Annotated in this window: 16 protein-coding genes; 3 read left to right on the top strand and 13 right to left on the bottom strand. The window is 73.8% G+C overall.

What is annotated here, in order from left to right; translation table 11 throughout:
• Window positions 1-84: 84 nt before the first annotated feature.
• From OHU34_RS09715 to OHU34_RS09705, 3 genes are all read right to left on the bottom strand, one after another.
• Window positions 85-768, bottom strand: coding sequence for a response regulator transcription factor (locus OHU34_RS09715; protein ID WP_142266778.1), 684 nt, complete (start codon window positions 766-768; stop codon window positions 85-87).
• Entirely contained in the window at window positions 765-1,958 is a 1,194-nt protein-coding gene (locus OHU34_RS09710) for a sensor histidine kinase (RefSeq protein WP_230194315.1), read from the bottom strand. Before OHU34_RS09710 ends, OHU34_RS09715 begins: the two co-directional genes overlap by 4 nt.
• Before the next feature lie 125 nt (window positions 1,959-2,083).
• The gene (locus OHU34_RS09705) at window positions 2,084-4,300 is read right to left on the bottom strand and encodes an MMPL family transporter (RefSeq protein ID WP_230194301.1); all 2,217 of its coding nucleotides are present in this window, start codon (window positions 4,298-4,300) and stop codon (window positions 2,084-2,086) included.
• Between the two features lie 315 nt (window positions 4,301-4,615).
• Here OHU34_RS09705 and OHU34_RS09700 point away from each other — a divergent pair, with 315 nt between their 5' ends.
• Window positions 4,616-5,755, top strand: coding sequence for an SGNH/GDSL hydrolase family protein (locus OHU34_RS09700; RefSeq protein WP_405765859.1), 1,140 nt, complete (start codon window positions 4,616-4,618; stop codon window positions 5,753-5,755).
• A 100-nt stretch (window positions 5,756-5,855) separates the two neighbouring features.
• On the opposite strand, the gene OHU34_RS09695 is transcribed toward OHU34_RS09700, so the two are convergent.
• The 6 genes from OHU34_RS09695 to OHU34_RS09670 all read right to left on the bottom strand — a co-directional run bounded on the left by OHU34_RS09695 (window position 5,856) and on the right by OHU34_RS09670 (window position 13,608).
• Window positions 5,856-7,502, bottom strand: a complete 1,647-nt coding sequence (locus OHU34_RS09695; protein WP_230194300.1) for an FAD-dependent monooxygenase — start codon at window positions 7,500-7,502, stop codon at window positions 5,856-5,858.
• A complete protein-coding gene (locus OHU34_RS09690) occupies window positions 7,499-8,356 on the bottom strand; it encodes a fumarylacetoacetate hydrolase family protein (RefSeq protein WP_230194299.1) in 858 nt (285 codons plus the stop codon). Before OHU34_RS09690 ends, OHU34_RS09695 begins: the two co-directional genes overlap by 4 nt.
• Window positions 8,353-9,258 (bottom strand): dioxygenase, encoded by a 906-nt coding sequence (locus OHU34_RS09685; protein ID WP_405765855.1) that lies wholly within the window; start codon window positions 9,256-9,258, stop codon window positions 8,353-8,355. Before OHU34_RS09685 ends, OHU34_RS09690 begins: the two co-directional genes overlap by 4 nt.
• A gap of 44 nt (window positions 9,259-9,302) precedes the next feature.
• Window positions 9,303-12,065, bottom strand: coding sequence for a glycoside hydrolase family 78 protein (locus OHU34_RS09680; RefSeq protein WP_405765853.1), 2,763 nt, complete (start codon window positions 12,063-12,065; stop codon window positions 9,303-9,305).
• 27 nt (window positions 12,066-12,092) lie between these two features.
• Window positions 12,093-12,956 (bottom strand): alpha/beta hydrolase fold domain-containing protein, encoded by an 864-nt coding sequence (locus OHU34_RS09675; RefSeq protein WP_405765851.1) that lies wholly within the window; start codon window positions 12,954-12,956, stop codon window positions 12,093-12,095.
• 103 nt (window positions 12,957-13,059) lie between these two features.
• Window positions 13,060-13,608 (bottom strand): quercetin 2,3-dioxygenase, encoded by a 549-nt coding sequence (locus tag OHU34_RS09670; RefSeq protein WP_142266787.1) that lies wholly within the window; start codon window positions 13,606-13,608, stop codon window positions 13,060-13,062.
• A gap of 202 nt (window positions 13,609-13,810) precedes the next feature.
• Here OHU34_RS09670 and OHU34_RS09665 point away from each other — a divergent pair, with 202 nt between their 5' ends.
• A complete protein-coding gene (locus OHU34_RS09665; RefSeq protein ID WP_327486500.1) occupies window positions 13,811-14,647 on the top strand; it encodes an IclR family transcriptional regulator in 837 nt (278 codons plus the stop codon).
• Between the two features lie 108 nt (window positions 14,648-14,755).
• Here the strand turns inward: OHU34_RS09665 and OHU34_RS09660 are convergent, their stop codons facing one another.
• Window positions 14,756-16,225, bottom strand: coding sequence for an MFS transporter (locus OHU34_RS09660; protein WP_405765848.1), 1,470 nt, complete (start codon window positions 16,223-16,225; stop codon window positions 14,756-14,758).
• Between the two features lie 305 nt (window positions 16,226-16,530).
• Here OHU34_RS09660 and OHU34_RS09655 point away from each other — a divergent pair, with 305 nt between their 5' ends.
• Complete coding sequence (locus tag OHU34_RS09655; RefSeq protein WP_142266788.1) at window positions 16,531-17,640, top strand: winged helix DNA-binding domain-containing protein; 1,110 nt, start codon at window positions 16,531-16,533, stop codon at window positions 17,638-17,640.
• A gap of 191 nt (window positions 17,641-17,831) precedes the next feature.
• Here the strand turns inward: OHU34_RS09655 and OHU34_RS09650 are convergent, their stop codons facing one another.
• The 3 genes from OHU34_RS09650 to OHU34_RS09640 form a co-directional block, all read right to left on the bottom strand.
• Window positions 17,832-18,623 carry a S1 family peptidase gene (locus OHU34_RS09650; protein WP_405765845.1) on the bottom strand — a complete coding sequence of 264 codons (792 nt, stop codon included), beginning with the start codon at window positions 18,621-18,623 and terminating at the stop codon, window positions 17,832-17,834.
• 295 nt (window positions 18,624-18,918) lie between these two features.
• A complete protein-coding gene (locus OHU34_RS09645; RefSeq protein WP_405765842.1) occupies window positions 18,919-21,738 on the bottom strand; it encodes an AAA family ATPase in 2,820 nt (939 codons plus the stop codon).
• 223 nt (window positions 21,739-21,961) lie between these two features.
• On the bottom strand, window positions 21,962-22,834 hold the full coding sequence (locus tag OHU34_RS09640; RefSeq protein WP_405765841.1) for a response regulator transcription factor: 873 nt from the start codon (window positions 22,832-22,834) through the stop codon (window positions 21,962-21,964).
• Between the last annotated feature and the right edge of the window lie 135 nt (window positions 22,835-22,969).

Below are 22,969 nucleotides of genomic sequence, written 5' to 3'. Positions count from 1 at the left end.
ACGACCGAGGTGATCGTAGGGCCGGGCCCAACCCTGGCCGCGCACCTCGCCCACGACCTGGCGCGCTCTCCCGGAGCGCCGCGGTCAGCCGTGCTCGGCCGGAGGCGGTTTCACCAGCCCGCTGCGGTACGCGACGACGACGAGCTGGGCGCGGTCGCGGGCGTCGAGCTTGGTCATGGCGCGCTGGATGTGGCTGCGTACCGTCAGCGGGCTCAGGAAGAGCTCGGCGGCGATCTCCGCGTTGGACCTGCCGTACGCGGCCAGCGCCATCACCTCGCGCTCGCGGTCGGTCAGGGTCTTGAGGAGGTCGGGGAGCGCGGGGACGTCGTCGGTGTCCGGTCCCGCCAGGAACCGGGTGATGAGGGCCCGGGTGGCGAGCGGGGAGAGCAGGGAGTCGCCGGCCGCCACGGTGCGGATGCCCGACAGCAGGACCTCGGGGCTGACGCCCTTGCCGAGGAAGCCGCCGGCGCCGGCGCGCAGCGCCTTCGCGACGTTCCGGTCGTCCTCGAAGGTGGTGAGGACGAGGATCCGGGTCCCCGACAGCTCCGGCCGGGCGCAGATCGCGGCGGTGGCCGCCACTCCGTCGACGTTCGGCATCCGGATGTCCATGACCACCACATCGGGCCGGTGCGTCTCGGTGAGGTCGACGGCTTCCTGCCCGTCGGCGGCCTCCGCGACCACGATCATGTCCGCGACAGACTCGATGAGGATGCGGAAGGTGGCCCGCAACAGGGCCTGATCGTCGGCGAGCAGGACACGAATGGTCATGAGGCGGGACTTTCGTCGGGACGGTCGAGCGGAAGGGTGCAGACGACCTCGAAGCCGCCCCGCGGGCGGTGACCGGCGTGGAAGGTGCCGCCGGCCGCCGCGGTGCGCTCGCGCATGCCGAGCAGACCGAAGCCACGCCCCGGACCGGGCACGGGTGCGGGGCGGCCGGGGACGGTGTCGTTGGTGACGGTCAGGGTCAGGTGGTGCGGGGTGTGGGCGACCCGGACCCGCGCGGTGCGGGTCGCCGCGTGCTTGCTGACGTTGGTCAGCGCTTCCTGGACGATCCGGTACGCCGTCAGGTCCAGGACGGGGGTCAGCGGGCGCGACGGGCCCTCGACGGTGACACTCACCTCCAGGCCCGCCGCCGAGCAGGCGTCGACCAGGTCGGGCAGCTGCCCGAGTCCCGGTGCGGGCGTCAGGTCGTGTCCGGGCTCGGTGTCCTCGCGCAGGAGTCCCACGGTCGTCTTGAGCTCGCGCAGCGCCGCGGCCGTCGTCTCCGGAAGCCTGCCGATGATCTCGAGGGCCTTGCCGGGGTCGGCCCGTGCGAGGTGGGCCGCGGTGCCCGCCTGGGCGTCGGCCAGGGTCAGATGGTGGGCGACCACGTCGTGCAGCTCCCGCGCGATGCGCATCCGTTCCTGGATCACCCGGTGCCGTGCCTCCTCCTCCCGCTGACGGTCGGCGTGCTCGGCGCGGGCCGCCGCGTACTCCCGACGCACCCGGACGTAGGCGCCGAACGCCGCGGACATCAGGACCCAGGCCGCCGGGTTGACGATGGAGAGTATCGGCGAGTCGTGGAACGAGGGGACGAACAGACCGGTGACGGCGATGCCGGCGGCGGCCGTCAGCGCGCCGTTCCGGGCGGCGCGGCGAGGGGTCCGCACGCTCGCCGTGTACTGCGCCCACAGGAGCGGCCCCATCACCAGTGGTGTCAGCAGGTAGCCGAGGGCACCCTGGCCCATGGTGCACAGCAGGGTGACGGCGAGGATCGCAAGGGGGCGGTCCAGACGCCGGTACAGCGCGGCGCAGGCGACGACGGACAGGGCGACGCCGGGCCACAGGTCCGGCGCCTCGGGCAGCACCGCCCGGGTGACGGCGACACCCGAGACGGTGAAGACGGACAACACGACCAGCGTCGTCGCCTCGACGGACTTCGGGCGGGTCGCTGCCCGGCGCTGCCAACTGGTGCTCATCACGCTCCGAGACGTTCAAAGGCAGACATACTCACACACCGTCGGCCACGGCGCCGGGCTGTCCGGCGCCGTGGCCCAGGGCGGGTGGGGGAGGGGCTCACCGGGAACCGACCCGGGGCCGGACCTCAGGTGCGGGCCGGTTCCTGCCGCGTGGGCTCGCCCTCCACCCGTCCGGCGGTCGGAACCGGCGGCACGGTGAGCCCGACGCCCTCGACGTCGACCCGCGGCAGCAGCCGGTCGAGCCACCCGGGCAGCCACCACGCCCGGTCGCCGAGCAGGGACAGCACCGCGGGCACGAGCGCCATGCGGACGACGAAGGCGTCGAACAGCACGGCGACGGCCAGCCCGAAACCGATGGTCTTGATCATCGACTCGGCGGCACCGACGAAGCCGGAGAAGACCGCGATCATGATCACCGCCGCCGCGACGACCACCCGCGCACTGTGCCGGAAACCGGTGACGACCGCCTGGGGAGCCCGGTCCCCGTGGACGTACGCCTCCCGCATCCGGGCCACCAGGAAGACCTCGTAGTCCATCGCCAGGCCGAAGACGATGCCCACCAGGAAGATCGGCATCAGGCTCATGATCGGACCGGTCTGCTCCACCCCCAGCAGCTCCGCGCCCCAGCCCCACTGGAAGACCGCCACGACCGCGCCGAGGGCGGCCAGCACCGACAGCAGGAACCCGAAGGCGGCCTTGACCGGCACCAGCACGGACCGGAAGACCACCAGCAGCAGGAGCAGGGCCAGGACGACGATGACGGCCAGGTAGGGGACGAGCGCGTCCTGAAGGGCCTGCGCCACGTCGATGTTCATCGCGGTGCTGCCGGTGACCTCGAAGGTCGCCCCCGTCTCCCGCTCCAGACCGGCCCGTTCCGCGCGGATGGCCCTGACCAGCTTCTTGGTGTCCTCGGTGTTCGGGCCGGCGGTCGGGACCGCAGAGAACAGTGCGGTGTCACCGGCCTCGTTGAACCGCGGGGCGGACACGGACACGACTCCGCGGGTCGCGCCGATCTCCTGGGCGATCGACTGGGCGGCCGCCTTCGGCCCGGCCGCGCCCCTGACGTCCGCGACGATCGTCAACGGCCCGTTGAAGCCCGCGCCGAAGCCGTCCGCGAGCGCGTCGTAGGCGCGCCGTTGCGTCGACGAGACCGGCTTGGACTCGTCTCCCGGCATGCCCAGCTCCAGGTGCGCGGCGGGCAGCGCCAGCACGCCGAGGCCCGCGACACACGCCACCAGCACGGCCACCGGACGGCGCAGCACGAAGCGCGCCCACCGCGAACCGCCGTTGTCGGCAGGCCGGGCCGCGCGGCCGGCCTTGCGCGCGGCCCGGGAGAGGACGGCTTCCGGCCACATGCCGAGCAGGGCGGGGACCAGGGTGAGGGCGATCAGGACGGCGACGACCACGGCGCCCGCGGCACACAGGCCCATCTTGGTCAGCATCGGAACGCCGACCACGGACAGGCCGGCCAGCGCGATGACGACGGTGAGACCGGCGAAGACCACGGCGGACCCGGCCGTGCCGACGGCGAGTGCGGTCGCCTCGCGCGGGGCGTGGCCGCCCGCGCGTTCCTCCCGGTAGCGGGAGACCACGAAGAGGGCGTAGTCGATGCCGACCGCGAGGCCCAGCATCGTGGCGAGCGTCCCGGTGGTCAGGGACAGGCCGAAGGCGCTGCCGAGGGCCATGATGGACGCCATGCTGATCCCGACGCCGATGACGGCGGTGAGCAGCGGCAGACCGGCGGCCGCCAGGGAGCCGAAGGTGATCAGCAGCACGACGGCGGCGAGGACGATGCCGATGGCCTCCGAGGAGCCGCCCGCCGCGGGCTGGGTGGCGAGTGCGGTGCCTGCGGCCTCGACCGTGAGGCCGGAGGCGCGGGCCTTGTCGACGGCCGCTTCCAGGGCCGTCCTGTCGGCGTCGGTGAGGTCGTCGGCCTTCACCTTGTAGCTCACCGTGGCGTAGGCGGTCGAGCCGTCCTTGCTCACCGCGCCCGCCTCGAACGGGTTCACGGCACTCGCGACCTGCGGCTCTTCGGCCGCCTCGGTCACCAGTGCGTCGACGGCGGCGCGGTGGCCGGCCGCGGTCACCCGCTGACCGTCGGGCGCGACGAACACGATCCGCGCGTCGGCACCGTCGGCGTCCGAGCCCGGAAACCGCTCTCCGATCAGGTCGAACGCCTTCTGCGCCTCGATGCCGGGCATGAAGGAGGTGCCGTCGTCGGAGGCGGCGGGAGCCTTGGCGGCGCCGACTCCGACGGCACCGAGGATCACCGCCCACAGCAGCGTCACGAGCCAGCGCCGCTGGAAGGCGGTCCGGCCCATCCGGTAGAGCAAGGTAGCCACGGGAAACGGATCTCCAGGTCTGGGTTCGGGTGGACGACCAGCCTGGCTCGTGGGGGTGCTCGTGGGCATCGTGCCCGTGTGGGCACTCCCGCCTGGTGCGGGTGCAGGAGCCGGCGCACCGCCGTCCTCCTCCGGGAGGACCCCCGCGTACCGCTCGGGCAGGAGGCCGCCGCGGGCCGTTCGTGGACCGACGCGACGAATCACGCGACGAATGCCGGACAGAGGACTACGACTGACCTGACCTGACCTGACCTGACCTGACCTGACCTGACCTGACCTGACCTGACCTGACCTGTGCCGTCGAGAGGTCCTCGCATGCATTCCGTACTCGACCGCGCGCTCGACTGTGTCGTCGGCGCGCTCGGGAAGACCACCGATACGACCGGAGTCACCCTGCACCGTTCCCCGGACGCCGGGCGCGCGCGGCTGGCCGACCGGGCGTTCGACTTCAACAGCGCCGTGCCGTCCGGAGTGCGGTTGGAGATGCTCACGGACGCCACCGAGCTCGAGCTCGACGCACGGCTGACCGTGGTCCTTCCCCTCGGCATGCCGACCGGCGGCAGCGTCTTCGACCTGGTGGTCGACGGCGAACCGCGCGAGCCGGTGGTGGCGACGGAACAGAGCCCGGTCTTCTTCGATCCCGCCACCGGCTCGCTGGAGGCCGGACCGGCCGAACCCGCGACCGTGCGCTTCCGCATCGGCCCGCGGGCCGGCGAACGACGCGTGGAGATCTGGCTGCCCGTCACCCCGGCCGTCACGCTGATCGACGTCCGTGTCCCGGACGGGGCGTCGGTGCGTCCGGCTCCGGCGAGCGGCCCCCTGTGGGTGCACTACGGCAGCTCCATCAGCCAGTGCTCGGACGCGGACCGCCCGACCGCCACCTGGCCGGCCGCCGTGGCCCGCTCGGCCGGCCGGTCCCTGGTCAACCTCGGCCTCGGCGGGCAGTGCCAGCTCGACCCCTTCATGGCCCGCGCCGTCCGCGACCTGCCCGCGAGCGCGATCAGCCTCGAACTGGGCATCAACGTCCACAACGCCGACAGCATGCGGGAACGCGCCTTCGTCCCGGCCTTCCACGGCTTCCTCGACACGATCCGCGACGGGCACCCGTCCACACCGGTCCTGGTCATCAGCCCCATCGTCTGCCCGGCCGCCGAACAGCGGCCCGGCCCCACGCTGGTGGGCCCCGACGGAATGGTCCACACCGTCGACCGTCCCGAGGAACTCGCGTTCGGCGCCCTCACGCTCGCCCGCATCCGCGCGCTGCTGAGCGAGCATGTCGAGCAGCGTCGGCGGGACGGCGACGACCGGCTGCACATCGTCGACGGGACAACGCTGTTCGGCCCCGATGACGTGGCCGACCTGCCCGACGGACTGCACCCGAACGCGGCCGGCTACGCCCGGATGGCCGAGCGTTTCCTGCCCCTGTCCTTCGGCAGGGCGGGCGCGTTCGGGTGACCGGGAGGCGGCGCAGGGGTCGACTCCCGTGCGCGATGCCGACCTTCACGTGCGGGTGCGGCACCCGGGCGACCGCACGCGACAGCGGAGCACGCGACGTTCACACGGCGACGACTGTGTTGCCGCGCAAGGAGTGTGGCCGCGCCGCGCCGCGGACGACATCGAGCACGTCCCCGGCCCGTGCGCCGTCCGCGCCCCGCCACGCGATGTGCTGGTCGGGCCGGATCAGCAGCATCGGGGCGCCGTAGCGCTCGCGCGGGAGCAGACCGGTCAGGTCGACGGTGGTGAGGGGGACGCCCCTGGCCGCGGCCTCCTCGGCGAAGGCGGCGCGGTCGGGCTCCCTGTCACCGGCCAGGAGGAGCAGCGTCAGACCGTCGCCGAGCAGGTCGTACAGGGAACGGCCGTCGGGGAGCCAGCCGTGCGGCAGCCGGGCGCCCGGGAAGGACAGGCCGTGATAGCTGCGCGGCACCAGGGGCGGGATCGTGGAGCCGTCGTCGACGACGACGGGGGACGAGGCGTAGTGCAGGCCGAGGACGAGGCCCTCGCTGTGGAACTCGCCCGCCTTGGCCTGGAGGGCGGCCGCGGTCCGCGCACGGCGGCGACCGGCCTCGGGCGTGTCCCCGAGGAGTGCGGGGTCGGCGAAGGACGGGGCGAGCAGCCTGTCCTGGGCGGCACCGCCGGCGATGATCTGCTGAGCCACCGGCCGCCGTTCGCTCTGGTAGCTGTCCAGCAGCTCCGCGCCGCCCCAGCCCTGGAGGACCGCGGCGAGTTTCCAGCCGATGTCCACCGCGTCGCCGACACACGTGTTGAAGCCGTGCCCGCCCCACGGGGGGTTCAGATGGGCGGCGTCGCCCACCAGGAAGACCCGCCCGCGCCGGTAGCGGTCGACCAGGAGCATGCGGGCGGTCCAGGGGTCGGTGGCGAGCACCTCCACGGGCCCGGGGTGCCCGGCGCCGACGAGACCGCGCACCAGCGTTTCGGGTGCCACCGGGCGGTCGGGGTCGGTCCGCTGGACGATGGCCCACCACCGGTCGTCCAGGTCGAGACGGCCCATGAGACCGGAGGCCTCGGGGCTCACCACCCAGTACTGCACCGCCCGGTCCAGGCCGACCGCCTCGCCCAGGCCCGGTGCCCGGAAGACGATGCTGAGGTTGGGCCGTTCACCGGACGAGCCGGCGTAGACCGCTCCGACGGCCTGCCGGCTGACTCCGCCGCCGCCGTCACAGCCCAGCAGATAGTCGGCCGTGAGCACGCGGACGGAGCCGTCGTCGGCGGTGACCGTGGCGTGCACGGCGTGTGCGTCCTGCTCGACGCCGGTGACCCGGTGGCCGGTCAGGCAGGTGACCGAGGGCAGTGCGGCCACCGCCGTGCGCAGGAGCCGTTCGACGACCGGCTGCGGGACCTGCTGGCCCGGCTCCGCCCAGCGCTCGTCGCGTCCGGCGTACAGCCCGAACACATTGCGGAACCGGGTCAGTTCGGTGCCGAGGAGGCCGGTGCAGAAGATGACGTCCTGGGACCAGGCCACCGGCAGCGGGGCGGCCGCGCGCAAGCGGTCGGCCAGGCCCCAGCGGCGGAAGTGCTCCATGGTGCGGATGCTGGTGGTCTTGGCCCGCGGCCGGTCGTCGTCGACGGTGGTGCGCGGTTCGACGAGCACGGTCCGGATGCCGCGGCGGCCGAGTTCGACCGCCGCGGCGAGACCGGACGGGCCGCCGCCCGCGATCAGTACCCGCGCGGTCGTCCTCGTCACGCGCCGGACCTCGCGGACGCGTCGGTGACGGGCGTACGCAGCGTCCCGAGCCGGTCGACCCCCACCTCGACGACGTCACCGGAGCGCAGCAGACGGGGCGGCGTACGGACGTAGCCGACGCCCTCCGGGGTGCCGGTGGCGATCACGTCGCCGGGATGCAGGGTCAGGGTGGCGCTGATCCGCGACAGCAGCTCGGGCACCCCGAAGATCATGTCGCGGGTGTTCCCGTCCTGCATGATCTCTCCGTTGACGCGGGTGACCAGGCGCAGCCCGTCGGCCAGGCTGCCCGCCTCGTCGGCGGTGACGACCGTGCCGATCGGGCCGCTGCGATCGGCGTTCTTGCCCAGCGTCCACTGGGCGGTGAGCTTCTGCGCGGTACGGGCGGTGAGGTCGTTGAAGACGGCGTAACCGAGGACGGCGGCCTCGGCCTCTCGCTCCCCGGCGTCGCACAGCCGGGCACCGACGACCGCCGCGACCTCGCCCTCCCAGTCCAGGCCCGGTTCGTTCGCGGGCACCGGGACCGGCACGCCGTCCACCGACAGGGAGGCCGTCCAGCGGCCGAACAGGGTGGGATGCTCCGGTGCCCGGAAGCCGCCCTCGGCCGCGTGCGCACGGTAGTTGAGACCCACGCACAGCACCCGCGCCGACGCCGGTACCGGCGGGGCGAGGGTCACCTCCGCCGACGGGACCGTGCCGTGGCGGACCGCGCGGGCCCGCTCCAGCCAGTGGGAGAGGTCCGCGTAGAAGTCGTCCACGTCCGTGAGCGGGGTCACCCGATCGTCCACGACGACACCGATCACGATCCGCCTGCGGCCGGATTCCCGGCCCGGATCCACCATGCCGACGAGCTTCATGCGTGCGTGCCTCCTGTTTCCTGCGCGGTCACCGCGGCCAGACGGATGTCGAACTCGGCCGCCAGGAACGGTCCGTCCATGCCGAACCGACGCGCCGTGTCCTCGTCGCCCGGTGCGAAGGGCGCGATGAGCGCGTCCTTGACGGCGAACGCCGCGTCGGAGCCGAGGTAGGGGTCGTCGGCGGCGAACACATGGGTGGTGAGCGGCCGGTGCCCGGCGGCCTCCACCCGCAGGTGGACATGGGCGGGGCGCATCGGGTGACGGCCGAGCGCCCGCAGCAGCTCGCCCACCGGGCCGTCGGTCGGCACCGGGTAGCTGGCGGGCTTGACCGTACGGAACCAGTAGGCGCCGTCGGGACCGGTGGTGAACAGACCGCGCAGGTTGCCGTCGGGCTGCTCGGCGTCCTGGCTGTCGTACAGACCCGTGTCGTCGGCCTGCCAGACGTCCAGCACCGCCCCGGCCAGCGGCCTGCCGTCGCAGTCGGTGATCCGGCCGTGCACCACGGCCCGCTCCCCGCGCCGCAGTTCGGGGCCCTCGGCGATCCAGGCGCCCATCGGGCGGGGCGGCGCCGGCGAGTGGAAGGGCCCCTCGACCGAGCTGGGCGTCATGGTGGCCGGGCCCGTGTGGTTGACCTCGTCCACGGCCGAGGTGAGGCCCAGCATGTCGGAGAGCAGGATGAACTCGTTGCGGCGTTCGGTGCAGGCCCGGCCCGTGCGGACCAGGAAGTCCACCGCGCGCAGCCACTCGTCCTCGGCAGGCCGGGTCTCCCGCACGAAGGCGTGCAGATGGGTCACGAGGCCGCCGATCAGCTCCCGCAGCCGCTCGTCGTCGCCCCGGACGGTGGACAGGACCTGTCGCACCAGGGCGTCCTGCTCGGGGTCGTGGGCAGAACCGGGGGTCACGGCCCCTCCCGCGGGGGCGTGTCGAGCCGTTCCGGTGGTGTCGGTCATGGGGTCGCTCCCGTGGGCGTCAGGGCGGCGTCCGGTGCCGCACAGCCGTAGGTGTGGATGCCGGGCCCGGCGTGGTGCCGGGCGCCGTCGGGCAGGACGACGTGCGCGGTGGTGCCGGGCGGCACGGTGACGCAGAGCCGGAAGCGGCCGTCCCCCGTGTGCCAGGACGAGCGGATCGGCCCGTACGGCGAGTGGTGTTCGGCGCGGGCCCGGGTCAGGCCCCCGCCGGGGCGGGGTGCCACGGTGAAGCGGCGGTAGCCCGGAGCGTCCTCGTCGGGCCTGATCCCGGCCGTGCAGCGGTGCAGGAAGGAGACGACCGCGCCCTTCGAGTAGTGGTTGAGGGAGTCGTGCGCGGTGCCGTCCGGGCCGACGCCGTCCCAGTGCTCCCAGACGGTCGTCGCGCCCCGGTCGATCATGTGGAGCCAGGACGGGGCGGTGTCCTGGAGCAGCAGCTCGTAGGCGACGTCCAGGTGTCCGGTGTCGGCGAGCACGGGCAGCAGGTCCGGGGTGGCGAGGAAGCCGGTGCCGAGATGGGTGTCCGCGGCGCGGACGAGTTCCACCAGCCGTGCGGCGGTCCGGGCCCGCAGTCCGGCCGGGACCAGGTCGAAGGCGAGCGCCCGCACATGGTGGGCCTGGGTGTCCGGGCGCAGCGAGCCGTCGGCCGCGATGAACTCCGTCCGCCAGGCGGCGCGCACCCGCTCGCTCAGGTCCCGGTAGCGGTCGGCGTCCTCGTCGCGGCCCAGGACACGGGCGATGCGCGCCGCCAGCAGGGTGGAGTGGGCGTAGTAGGCGGTGGCGACGTCCGCCTTGTCCAGGGCCGCGTAGGCCGCCAGGTCACCGACCTTCTCACCGGGCACGAGCCACTCGCCCCAGTGGAACCCGGTGTCCCACAGATACCGCTCGTGCGGCGCCGGGCGGGGGGAGCGCCGGATCCGGTCCGGGTGCCGCTCCTGGCGGGCGGCCCGTTCGACCCGGCCGAGCCAGGCGGTCATGGCCGGCCACAGCTCCTCCAGGATCCCCGGGTCGCCGTAGGCCAGGTACAGCTGCCAGGGCACGATGACCACCGCGTCGCCCCAGCCGGCCGAGCCGTTGAGATGCGCCACCGGCCCCTTGGGCCCCTCGGTGCGGCAGGCCGGTGAGATGTTCGCGACGGTGCCGTCCGGCCACTGGTCGGCGGCGACGTCGCGCAGCCACTTCGCCGAGAAGCCCGACACGTCGTAGAGGAAGGCGGCGGTCGGCACGAACAGCTGCCAGTCACCCGTCCAGCCGGCGCGTTCGCGGGTGGGGCAGTCCGTGGGGATGTCGCAGACGTTGCCGCGCAGACCCCACCGGGCGGCCTCGTGCAGCCGGTCGACCCGCTCGTCGTCGCAGTCGAACCAGCCGGTCCGCCGCAGGTCGGAGTGGACGACCACACCGCGCAGGTCGTCGGCGGTCAGCTCGCCGGGATGACCCTCGACGCGGACGTAGCGGAAGCCGTGCGTGGTGTGCCGCGGTTCGAAGGCCTCGCCGGGCCGGCCGGCCGAGACGACCCGGTCGACCTGGCCGGCCGGCAGCGGCTCGGGCAGGAACGGCATGTCCACGCGGAGGTGATCCGTCGTCACGTCGCCGTCGGGCCCCAGGGACTCGCCGTGCGTGAGGGTGAGGAGGGTGCCCGCCGGACCGAGGTCGGTCAGCCGCACCCAGCCGTTGATGTTCTGGCCGAGGTCGAAGACCTGCCGGTCGGGACGCGGGCGGGTCACCGAGACCGGGGCGAGTTCCTCGACGCGCCGCACGGGCGGGGCGGGTGAGGCGACCAGTCCGGCATGTCCGTGGTCGGCGACCTCCACCGGCGTCCACGCCGAGTCGTCGTACCCCGGCAGGTCCCAGCCGACGGGGGTGCGGCGCAGGTCGGTGAACTGTCCCGCGATCAGGTCGGCGGCCACGACCGGCCCAGCAGCCCAGCGCCAGTGCCGGTCGGTGCACACGACGGACGTGGTGCCGTCGGCGTGATCGAGGTGCAACTGCGCCAGGAAGGAGACCCGCTCGCCCCACTGGTCGTGGGCCCGGGTGACTCCGACCTGGCCGCGGAACCAGCCGTCGGAGAGCACCGCCCCCAGCGCGTTCTCGCCCTCCCGCAGCAGCGCCGTCACGTCGTACGCCTGCACCTGGAGATGTACGTCGTACTGGGTGAACCCCGGTGTCAGCTCGGCGTCCCCGACCCGCTCCCCGTTGAGGAAGACCTCGTAGAGACCCTGGGCGGTGGCGTAGAGCCGGGCCCGGCGGACCGGTGAGCCCGCGGTGAACGCGGTGCGCAGCAGAGGGGCGGGCCGGTGCCCGGCGGGCGGGACGCCGGGCCCGCCGGACATGCCGGGGCTGTCGGACACGGGTTCACCGGCCCCGTCGGACACGGGTGAACCCGGCACACCGCTTTCGCCGGGTACGACGGGCTCGATCCACCGTGCCTGCCAGTCGGCGGGATCCAGCAGGCCGGTCTCGAACCAGGTCTCCCGCGACCACGCGCTCTCGCCGAGGTCGGTCCAGACCTTGACCCGCCAGGTGACCCGCTCCCCGGAGCCGGGCGGCGGCCCCCCGTACGGCACGTGCGTGCTGTCGGCGGAGTCGACACGGCCGGAGTCCCAGCCCGTGTTCGTGCCGATGCGGTACGCGAACTGCTCGCGCGAGCCGGGCGGCAGCCACCAGGACAGCCGGGGGCGGCGGTTGCCGAGGCCCAGCGGCTGTTCCAGCTCGTCGGCACGCGGGCAGGTGGGAGCGGTGTTCATACAGGTGACCAAACGTTCGAGGAGGAGTCAGGCCGGGGCGGGAAGCCCGACGGGGCCGCAGACCTGGACGGCGAACTCCAGGGCTTCGACGAAGAGGGGTTCCGGATCGGGCAGCCCGGCCCAGAGGTGGTCCGCTTCGCCGACCAGGTGCAGGCTCACCCGGCACCCGTGGGCGCGCAGGGCCGCGGCGAGCTGTTCGCTCTGCCCGCTGGGGACGAACCGGTCGGCGGTGCCGTGGGCGAGCAGGAAGGGCGGGGCGGCGGTGGACACATGGCTCACCGGGCTCGCCGCGGCGGCGCGTTCCGCTGCCTGCGGTACGGGTGCGCCGATGAGCAGCGCCTCCCGGGAGTCCACGGCGTCCGGGGCACTCACCGCGTCGGGCCGGGACTGGCGCTGCATGGTGCGCAGGTCCGCGGGCCCGTACCAGTCGACGACCCCGGCCACGGTCACGCCCGGACCGGGCTCGCCGACGTCGCCCTCCCACTCGGGCCTGCCGTCGGTCAGTGCGAGCAGGGCCGCGAGATGCCCGCCCGCGGACTCGCCCCACAGCACGACCCGTCCGGCGTCGAGCCCCAGCTCGCCCGCGTGCGCGCGCAGCCAGCGCAGCGCGGCCTTGCCGTCGTGCAGCTGGGCCGGGAACACGGCCTCGCCGCTGAGCCGGTAGTCGAGGGAGGCGACCGCGAAGCCCGCCCGGACGAGCCGGTCGAAGGGTCCGACCCGCCACCCGGCGAAGGCCGGGCCGAACTGGTCCCGGCGTCCGATCCGCCAGCCGCCGCCGTGCAGGAAGACGACCACCGGGGCCGGGTGCTCCGGGTCGCGCGCGGGGCGGTACAGGTCGAGCAGCAGCGGCCGGAATCCGGGCGGCGAGCCGTACTCGACCCCCCGGAGCACGCGGGTGCCCGCACGCGTGGTCTGCTCCGCCGGAAGGGGGGATGCGGGAAGAGGTGGTGCGGGAAAGAGGGAAGCCGGAAGGGGGGAAGCGTTCGCGGCCATGTCAGCCGTCCAGGGGACGGAGGTCGAACCGGAACTCCTGCCGGTGCTCGCGGGCGACCCGGGCCAGCTGCTCGTGGGAGGGGATGTACGGCGGGTTCGGAAGCTCCGGCGAGTCCGTGCGGGTGCCGGCCTCCCCGAAGAACCGCTCGAAGCCGCCGCTGGACGCGCCCATGATCTTCGTGTCGTCCGCCTCGACCCGGAAGGTGTGCAGACAGCCGGCGGGCACGTAGCCGAAGTCGCCGGGCTTCAGCAGCTTCTCGTGCGTCTCGCCGTCGCCGTCCTGGATCCACACCCGGGCGCGGCCGGACAGCAGATAGAAGGTCTCGTGCACGTCGGCGTGGCTGTGGGTGGGGATCGCGTCGCCCTTGGGAGCCGCATAGGTGAAGAGGCCGAACCGGCCGCCGGTCTCGTCCTTGCTGAGCAGAACGGTGATGAGGGCGTCGAACAGGTGGGATCGCTCCCCCTCTCCGGCCTCCAGGAAGAAGGGCACCGGCTTCCCCGGCAGGGCGAGGCGCTTCGCACCGCCGCTCTGGGCGAACTCCGCAGTCATGGGGTCTCCTCGGAAATCTGATCGGCTCTGGCCGAGGCGGGCAACCCGTCGACGTGGGGCCGCGAGGACCGGGCCGTGCGGACGGGTGCCGTAAGGATGGGCCCGCCGCCGACGTCCCACCAGGCGGAATTCCATTGAATGGCATGCGGTCGAAACCTGGACGCAACGCGATTCCGGTCGCCGGGTGGGTCACACTGCACGGGTGACGAACAACGCGGGCACGTCCGGTGCCGCCGCCCGGGGAAGACGGCCGCCACAGGGCGAGCCGGTGATCGACCGTGCGTTCGCGCTGCTCACGGCCTTCTCCGAGGACCGTCGCTCGCTGACCCTCGCCGAACTCAGCCGCGTCACGGACACCCCGCCCAGTACGACGCTACGCCTGGCCCGACGGCTCGTGCACTGGGGCGCTCTGGAGCGGGACGCCGAGGGCCGTTACGTCGTCGGCCTGCGGCTGTGGGAGGTCGCCTCGCTCGCGCCGCGCGCGCACGGGCTGCGCCGGGTGGCGCTGCCGTACATGGAGGACCTGTACGAGGCGACCCACCAGCACGTCCTGCTGGCCGTACGGGACGGCACGGACGCGCTGCTCGTCGAGCGGCTGTCGGCCCACACCGCCATCGACGTGCTGTACCGGGTGGGCGGCCGGCTGCCGCTGCACTCCACGGGCGTCGGTCTGGTGCTGCTGGCGCACGCCGAACCGGACTTCCAGGACGAGATCCTCGGGCAGGCCCTGACACACGAGCCCGAGGGTGTACCGCTGTCCTCCGCCGCGCTGCGGCGTTCCCTCGCCGAGATCCGCAGCACCGGGGTGGCCGTCGTGAACCGAGCGGAGCCCGTCCCGCTGCACGCCGTGGCGGCACCCGTGCGCGGCGCCGACGGCGAGGTCGTCGCGGCGCTGTCGGTCGTCGTGCCGGCCGGCCACGCGGAGCCCCGCGTGCTCGCCCCGGCCCTGCGTGCCACGGCCCGGGCCCTGTCCCGCAGCCTCGGCGCGGTCACGGCCCCGCCGGCTCCGGCGCCGGGCAGCCTCCGCCGACGGCGGTGAAGCCGTCGGCGGACCCGTGGGCGGTTCCGTGCGTGAATCCCCGCGAGGCGCCGCCGTCGCCCCCCGCCCGGGGACTCGGCGGGGGGCGACGGCGGCGGTGCGGCTCGGTCAGGCGGCGGCGGGGGCCGCGTCGCTCTCCGGATCCCGCAGCGCAGGGATGAACAGGGACACCGCCAGCGCCGCCAGCAGGATCAGCGCTCCGGTCCAGAAGACCCAGGTGTAGCCGCCGTCCAGGTAGAACGCGGTGCCCTTGAGGACCGTGCTGTGCGCGGCGAGGACGGCGAAGCACACGGCGGGGACGACCGTGCCGAAGAAGTTGAAGAGCATCTGCATCAGGCCGCTGCCCTGCCCCTGCTCCTCCACCGAGACCACGCCGAGGACCAGCACGGGAGCGATGGAGACGATGAGGCCGGTGCCGAGGTTGGCCAGACACGCCGTCAGGACGAGCTCGGTGGCATCGGCGTGGAAGAGGCCCATCAGCCCGTATCCCGCCGCGCCCAGCCCCAGCCCGATCCCCCACAGCAGGCGGGCGTCGGCCTTGCGCAGCAGGCGGCCGGCGGCGAATCCGGTGCCCAGCATGACCAGATTCCAGGTCAGGCCGATCCGCGCGTTGTGCGTGCTGGTCCAGCCGAGGCCGTCGGAGACCCCGGGGATCGCGGGGTAGAGGGCCAGCAGGATGCCCATCGAGGCCATGGCCAGCGCGGTGGCCTGGCCCACGGCCGCGGCGCTGACGGTCAGCGCGACCGGCCGCCGGCCGAGCACGCGCAGATCGAGGATCGGATGGGCGCTGCCGCGCTCGACGAGGACGAAGGCCACGAGCGCCAGCAGTCCGCCGGCCGTCCAGCCGAGGGTCGCACCGCTCGTCCAGCCCCGGCTCCCTCCCTGGCCGACCGCGTACACCACGGCCGTCAGGCCACCGCCGAGCAGCGTTCCGCCGAGCCAGTCGAAACCGTTCTGGAAGTCGTGCCGCGGGGTCTCGGGCACCAGCAGGGCCACCAGCACGAACGCCACCGCGGTCGCCCCGGCGATGAACCACAACGCCGCCCGGTAACCCCCGGCGTCGATCAGCCAACCGGCGAGCAACGGCCCCACCACGCCCACCAGACCCATGCTGCCGCCGAGGATCGCGCTGGCCTGCTTCACCATCCGGGCGGGGAAGAGATCCCGCACGGCGGGGAAGGACAGGGCGGCGAACGGGGCGTAACAAGCGGCGATGCCCCGGCCGACCAGCAGCAGCCAGAAGCTGCCCGCCATGGCCGCGATGATGTCGCCGACGACCCCGAGACCGATCATGGCGAGCATGATCCGGCGCCTTCCGTACCGGTCACCCGCCTTGATGACGAACGGGATGAGCAGGGTCGAGACCATGGTGACGATCAACGAGAACCAGGCGACCTGGGTGGTGTGGAAGCGTTGCGCGATGTCGGCCGTCGTGTTGGCCGTGACGATGCCGGCGACGGCCAGCAGCTGCGTCGGCCAGATCAGGGCCACCAGCAAGGCCACCAGGCGGCGGTTCCAGCGTTCGGAGGTCCGGGCGGACGATGCCGTGAGCGAGGGGCTTGCAGACGTCGACGTCACGCAGCCGCTCCTTTCGCGAGCCGGGCGGGAAGGTCGGAACGCTCGGGAGCGGCATGTCCGACACGGGGCGGTCGGCCCCCCACGAGGCGTGCGGCAAGAATGAGCGTCCGCCGCCATGTCCACCAGGCAGATTTCCATTGAACGGCACGCGACCGAAACGTGGCCGCAACGCGGGATCGACGACCGGGCGGGGTCCGTCCGGTCCGGCGCCGACCGCCGTCCGTCCTCCTTCCGCCCGCTTACCGTCCCCACCCGCGGCCGCGTTGCGGACGGAAGCTGTCCGCAAGTCCCGCTACGTTGCGTACATGACGAAGACGACGTACCCGGCGGGCCCCGTGCTCGGCGCTCGTGCCCTCAACCGCGCCACCCTCGAACGGCAGTTGCTGTTGCGGCCGGCGTCGATGTCCGCCGGGGCCGCGGTGGAGCATCTGCTCGGGCTCCAGGCGCAGAACGTGAAGCCGCCGTACTACGCGCTGGCCGCCCGTCTCGACGGCTTCGTCCCCGAGGAGCTGTCGACGCTGATGGCCGGCCGCGAGGCCGTCCGCATCGTCAGCATGCGTTCCACCATCCACACCCACACCGCCGACGACTGTCTGACGCTGCGGCCGTTCGTCCAGCCCGCCCGCGACCGTGAGCTGACGTACTTCCGCAAGGGCCTGACCGGAGTCGACCTCGACCGGCTCGCCGTCCTCGCCCGCGACCTCGTCGAGGCCGAGCCGCGCACCATGAAGCAGCTGCGCGAGGCGCTCTCCGGCGAGTGGCCGGACGCAGACCCCCAGTCCCTCGCCGTCGCCGCCCGCTGCCGGCTGCCCCTCGTCCAGGTCACCCCGCGGGGACTGTGGGGCAGGAGCGGGCAGGTCGCGCTCACCACCGCCGAGCACTGGCTGGGCCGGCCCGCGCAGAGCGCCCCGACGGCGGACTCCGTGGTCCTGCGCTATCTGGCCGCCTTCGGCCCGGCCTCCGTCAAGGACATGCAGACCTGGGCCGGCCTGACCCGGCTGCGCGACGCCTTCGAACGCCTGCGCCCGGACCTCCTCACCTTCCGCGACGAGCACGGCGTCGAGCTCTTCGACCTCCCCGACGCCCCCCGTCCCGACCCGCACACCCCGGCCCCGCCCCGCTTCCTCCCCGAGTTCGACAACCTCCTCCTCTCCCACGCCGACCGCACCCGGGTCGTCCCGGCCGAGTACCGGGGCCGCTCCTGGCAGGGCAACCAGGCGTACTGCACCCTCCTCGTCGACGGCTTCCTGGCGGGTGTGTGGAAGCTGGAGGAGGACGCCCTGGTCGTCGAGCCCTTCGGCACCCTCACCGAGGCCCAGCGGCAGGAGGTGGCCGCCGAGGGCGAGCGGATACTGGCCGCCGTGCACCCGGGGCAGCCCCACGACATCCGGTTCGGCACCGTCGTACGGTCGTGACCACCGTGCTCCGGCGGCGGTACAGGCCGGCAGACGAGAAGCCCCCACCGGCGACCGGTGAGGGCTTGGTTCTTGGATAGGGGGCGCTGCGGGCCGCTCGTGGAGGCTCGCAGCGCCCCCCGGTCTTTCCCTGAGGGGTACTCAGGAGAGCTCGGGGACTGCTACGCGGTCACCGGTCAGGAGCTGACCGGCTAGGAGTTGACCTGCGTCGTCACCAGGCTGGAGAAGGTGGTCAGCCGGGTGTACACACCCGGGTAGCCGGCCTCCGCGCAGCCCTCGCCCCAAGAAGTGATCCCTGCCAGGACGCCCCCGATGAGCAGGGGACCGCCGCTGTCGCCCTGGCAGGTGTCTACGCCGCCGGATGTGTATCCGGCGCAAACCATGTCGGTCGCGACGAAGTCGGAACCGTAGGAGCTCTTGCAGCTGGAGTCGGACACGATCGGGACGGTCGCGGTCCGCAGCTGGTTGGAGGAGCTGCCGTTCTCCGAGGTGGTGCCCCAGCCGATGATGCGGGCGGTGGTGCCGGCCGCGTACACGCCGGTCTGGGACGAGGAGACGTACGACGCCGTGGTGTACGGCATCGACGTCGACAGGGTCAGGACGGCCACGTCGTCACCGTTCGTGGCGTCCGTGTAGCTCGGGTTGATCCAGATCTTGCTGACCCGGCTGACCGTGCCGTTGGTGCCGTTGAGGTAGGTGCGCCCACCGACGACGCGCACACTGCTCGTGGTCTCGCCGACCATACAGTGGGCGGCCGTGACCACCTTGGTCGCCGAGACGAGGGTGCCGCCGCAGAACTGGTTCTGCGAGGCGTCCGTGATCTGCATCATGAACGGGTACGTCGTGGTCGTGGTGGTCGTGCCGCCGACGATCGGCTGCGGCGCTGCGACAGCGGTGGGGGCGCTGAGCAGTGCGGTCGTCGCCGCGGCGGCGGTCGCCGCGAGGACGGCGGCGGTCTTCTTGAACCGGTTGAGCCCGAACATGGATCTCCTCGGTGGGGGATTGCCGGTGGGGGGTCGCGCGGGTGTGGGGGGTTACACGGGGGTCGCGGGACCGACCCCCGTATGCCCGGGCGAGCGGCACGTCCCTTAAGCTAGAACCCGGCACCCGTTTCCCCCAATGAGGGAACCCCCTAAGGGAGTTGGGGCAGGGAAAACCCTCGGTCGGCTCAGGGAAGCCACAGTCGCCGCCGAGGGGGCGCTCAGAGAACCCGCGTCGCGGGGCCCGGCACCCGTCGAGGGTGGGGTGCCCCTGAGGGGCAGTTAACCCGCGGATTCCTCACTTCGCGTGACGCCCCGCCGCCAGTCGGACGATGTCCACCCGCGAACGGATCCCCAGCTTGCGGTAGACCCGGGTCAGGGTCGCCTCGACCGTCTTGACGCTGATGAACAGACGCGCGGCGATCTCCCGGTTGGTGGCGCCCTCCATGACGAGCGCGGCGACCTGACGCTCCATCGAGGCGAGCCCCTCCAGCGCGTCGGACGGGGGAGCCGTCCGCGGGGGCACGGCGACCGTCTCGGGCGCGGCCGCCGCGATCGCCGCGTCCACCTGGCGCAGCCAGGGCAGTGCCCGGCACCGCCGGAACAGCCGGGCCGCCTCGTCGTACGACGTCGGGCCCGGCCGCCCGGTGCGCAGCATGGCCAACGCGAACGCCGCCCGCGCCTCCTCCAGGCCGTACCCCAGCTTGGCCAGCCGGTCCTGAACGGACGTCAGCCGGGACAGCGCCGCCTCGTGGTCGCCGCGGGCCGCCCGCACCAGCGCCTCCGCCCGGTCCAGCACGGCCAGCACGCTCTCCCGGCCCAGCCGGAGCGCGTGCTCGCGCGTCACGTCGATGACGTCCTGTGCCTCGCCCGGCTCACCGACCCGCACCAGCGCCTCGGCGAGGTCGCCCTGCCAGCGGCCCCGGGCGGGGTCGGTGATGCCCAGTCCCTGTTCCAGCTCCCGCACCCGGCGCAGCGAGCCGACCGCGCCCGCCGCGTCCCCGGCCACCAACTGGGCGTGGCCCAGCGCGGCCAGCGCGCGCGAGACGTACATCTGGTCGCCGTCCTCCTCGGCCTTCCCCGCCGCCTCCCGGGCCAGTGCCAGCGCCCGGTCGACGTCACCGCCGGAGGCCTCGGCGAGGGAGGCCAGCATCGCGGAGGCGCCCAGGCCGATGCCGGAGTCCCGGGCCAGCCGGAGGCTCTCGCGCGCCAGGTCGAGGGCGCGCCCGCAGTGTCCGGAGCGCAGTTCGGTCTCGGCGAGGAAGCGCTGGAAGTGCACCTCGCTCTCGACCATGCCGCGCCGGCGGACCTCGCGCAGCAGCGCGGTGATGGTCGACCGGGCCTCGGGGAGCTGATCGCTCATCAGCAGCCAGCGGAACCGGGCCGCCCCGGCGCCGTTGTGATGGCACGCCACGTAGGGGTCCTGGGGTTCCCGCAGGGCCCGCTTGATGGTGGTGGGGGCGTTCGGGTGGCCCATCAGGGTCTCGGTCGAGGCCTGGAAGGAGAGCGCCATCAGTTCGGTGCGCCGGTCGTCCCCGCGGGCCGCCAGGTCGGCCGTGTGCGCGGCCTCCTCGCGGGCCTCGGCGAAGTCGCCCTCCACGATCAGCTTGCGCCAGGCCAGCCGGTAGTGGACCAGGGCGAGCAGCCGCGGGTCGTCGCCTGCGTCGGCGAGGGCCTGCGGGAAGACGGCGTCGACCTCGCCCAGGGACTGCCCGGCGGCCTCGATCACCACCTCCCAGGCCCGGATCCGCTCGGCGGGCACGGTGGCCCGGGTCAGCACCTCGCGCGCGATGTCCCGGGCGAGGTCCACCTCGCCGGCGGTGATCGCGTCCTCGGCGGCCTGGAGCCGCCGCTCGTCCGGGGCGGGGGCGCCGTCCGGCGGGGTGTGCCGGGCGGCCAGCAGCCCGAGGGAGGCGGCGACCGAGGGGGCGCCCCGGTCGCGGGCGAGCGCGGCGGCCTCGGCGAGCCGGGCGGCGACCTCCGGGTCGGTGCCGGTGGTGGCCAGGGCGAGGTTGCGGGCCCGCTCGATCGGATCGGAGGCGGCGGTGGACAGCGCGGCGTGCGCGGCCCGGCGCTCCTGGGCGGGCGCCTCCGCGTACAGCGCGGCCGAGATCAGTGGATGCGCGAAGCGTACGGCCGGCCCCTCGGGCTCCGTCGCCAGCAGCCCGAGGGCCGCCGCCTGCGCGGTCTCCGCCTCGGCGTTCTCGCGGCCGGCCGCGTGCAGCAGGGCCAGCGTGGGGCGGGCGCCGGCGCTGGCCACGAGCAGGGTGCGGCGGGCCTCGTCGGACAGCATGTCGAGGCGGCTGAGGACCAGGGCGCGCAGCGAGGTCGGCACCGGCAGGGGCTCGCCGGGCCGGGGCGGCGTCGGGCTCTCGCCGAGGGCGCGGCCCAGTTCCAGGGCGAAGAGCGGGTTGCCGCCGCTGGTGCGGTGGATCTCCCGCATCGTCGAGCGGGGCAGGTCGGTGTAGCCGCGGTGGTCGAGCAGCGCGGAGACCTGGGCGCGGGAGAGGGGGTTGAGCCGGACGGCGAGGGTGTCGGGCGGGGACGCGCGTAGATGACGGTCGTACTCCTGCTCCTCCGTCCGCACCGCGCACAGCAGCTGGACGGGGGTGTCGCCGAGGCGGCGGGCGGCGAAGCCGAGGAGTTCGGCGCTGGCCGAGTCCAGCCACTGGAGGTCGTCGGCGACGAGCAGGACGGGACCCGCGGCGGCGAGCGCGCGCAGGGCCGACAGCACGGCCAGGCGCAGGGCGAGGCCGTCGCGTTGCAGAGTCGATTCGCCTCGGCCGGTGAGCGCCGACTCCAGGGCCGTGCGCTGGGCGACGGGCAGCTTGTCCGAGATCTCGTCCAGCACGAGGCCGAAGAGGTCGGCCAGAGCCAGGAAGGGGAGATGGGATTCGGACTCGGTCGCCGAGCAGCGCAGGACGGTGCGGGCCGCCTCGCCGTAATCCGCGGCCAATGCCCGCAGCACGGTCGACTTTCCTATTCCGGCCGGGCCGTGCAGCAGCACACTGCCGCCCCGCGTCAGCTGGTCACGGGCGGCCGTGAACAGCTCGTCCCTGCCGATGACCAGGTCGGGGCGGCATCTGGCAGGCTCCTTGAAGTCCCGTCGCACGGTCACCGCTCCCCTCCGAGTGTCGTGTCCGGGCCAAATTCTAGGCAACGTCCCTTTGAAATTCGGAGACACGGCGTGGTGAGGCATATAACAACTCGACGCATAGGGAAATTCATGGAGACGGTGAATGAATGGTCTCTTGTCGTGAGGGGCCTCCCTGGCTTGATGTGATCCCTGCTCCCACGCATCTTGCACCGCCCGCGCTACGGGCATGTTGCGCGCCCCGCGATCAGGGCAGCAGGCCCGCCCTCCGGGCCGCGACCACCGCCTCTCCCCGGGTGCGCGCGCCCAGCCTGCGCATCGCCGACCTCAGATAGCCCTTGACCGTCTCCGGGCGCAGCCCCAGCCGCTCGGCCGCCGCCGCGTTCGTCGCCCCCGCAGCCACCCACGCCAGCACGTCCAGCTCGCGCGGGGCCAGGGCGACCGACTGCCCCGCACGCCGCTCCGCCGGCCTCGACGCCAGCAGCCCGCAGACCTGGAGGAGCTCGGCGCGCAGGGCCGGATCGGCGATCCGCGGCGCCAGGGCGCGCAGGGCCGTGTGCGCCTCGCGCACCTGCTCCCAGCCGGCCCCCGCCCCGGCGCCGGGACCGGTGTCCGCACCGGGCCCCGTGCCCGCGATGCCCGGCCGGGCCGCCGTCAGCAGGTCCCGCGCCTCGTCCCCGACCACCAGCGCCTGCTCCACGTCCCGCGCCGCCTGCACGGCCGCGGTCAGCGTGCGGTCGCCCAGCGGCTGGGCCGTGCGCAGGGCGCCGTACAGCACCCCGCGCACCCGGCGCCGTACGACCACCGGGATCGCCAGCACCGAGCGCAGGCCCTCCTCCGCGACGGCCGCGTCGTACTCGTGACTGATCTGCCGGGAGAGGGAGTAGTCGGTCACCGCGCACGGGCGGGCCAGCGCCACCGCCTTGCCGCCGAGACCGTTTCCGGAGGTCACCGCCAGTCCGCGCAGCGCGAGACCGGCCGCGCCGCTGAACTCGCTGATCCGCATCCGCTGCCGCCCCGGCTCCACCAGGCCGCCGAAGGCGACCGGCAGCCCCGTCGCCCGCCGCAGCCGCGCCAGCGCACCGCGGATCTCCACCGTTCCGGCCGCGTCTGCCGCCACGTTCTCGCCCTTTCCGCGCGGCGTGGTGCCGCACACCCCCGTCCGGGGGTAGTGAGACCTGCATCACGGATTACACGATGGCAGAGAGCCGCCCGGCAATGGTCCGGCACCACGGGAGTGAGCCGCAGGGGCCGA

It is taken from the genome of Streptomyces sp. NBC_00080 (genome assembly GCF_045041255.1).
GTDB classification, from domain to species: Bacteria; Actinomycetota; Actinomycetes; order Streptomycetales; family Streptomycetaceae; genus Streptomyces; species Streptomyces coriariae.
The sequence above is the reverse complement of the archived record's forward strand: the minus strand, read 5'-3'. Positions and strand labels throughout refer to the sequence as shown.

Coding starts and splice junctions, on each gene's coding strand:
- OHU34_RS09715 (WP_142266778.1), bottom strand. CDS start 768: ATGACCATTCGTGTCCTGCTCGCCGACGATCAGGCCCTGTTGCGGGCC.
- OHU34_RS09710 (WP_230194315.1), bottom strand. CDS start 1,958: ATGAGCACCAGTTGGCAGCGCCGGGCAGCGACCCGCCCGAAGTCCGTC.
- OHU34_RS09700 (WP_405765859.1), top strand. CDS start 4,616: ATGCATTCCGTACTCGACCGCGCGCTCGACTGTGTCGTCGGCGCGCTC.
- OHU34_RS09690 (WP_230194299.1), bottom strand. CDS start 8,356: ATGAAGCTCGTCGGCATGGTGGATCCGGGCCGGGAATCCGGCCGCAGG.
- OHU34_RS09680 (WP_405765853.1), bottom strand. CDS start 12,065: ATGAACACCGCTCCCACCTGCCCGCGTGCCGACGAGCTGGAACAGCCG.
- OHU34_RS09670 (WP_142266787.1), bottom strand. CDS start 13,608: ATGACTGCGGAGTTCGCCCAGAGCGGCGGTGCGAAGCGCCTCGCCCTG.
- OHU34_RS09655 (WP_142266788.1), top strand. CDS start 16,531: ATGACGAAGACGACGTACCCGGCGGGCCCCGTGCTCGGCGCTCGTGCC.
- OHU34_RS09650 (WP_405765845.1), bottom strand. CDS start 18,623: ATGTTCGGGCTCAACCGGTTCAAGAAGACCGCCGCCGTCCTCGCGGCG.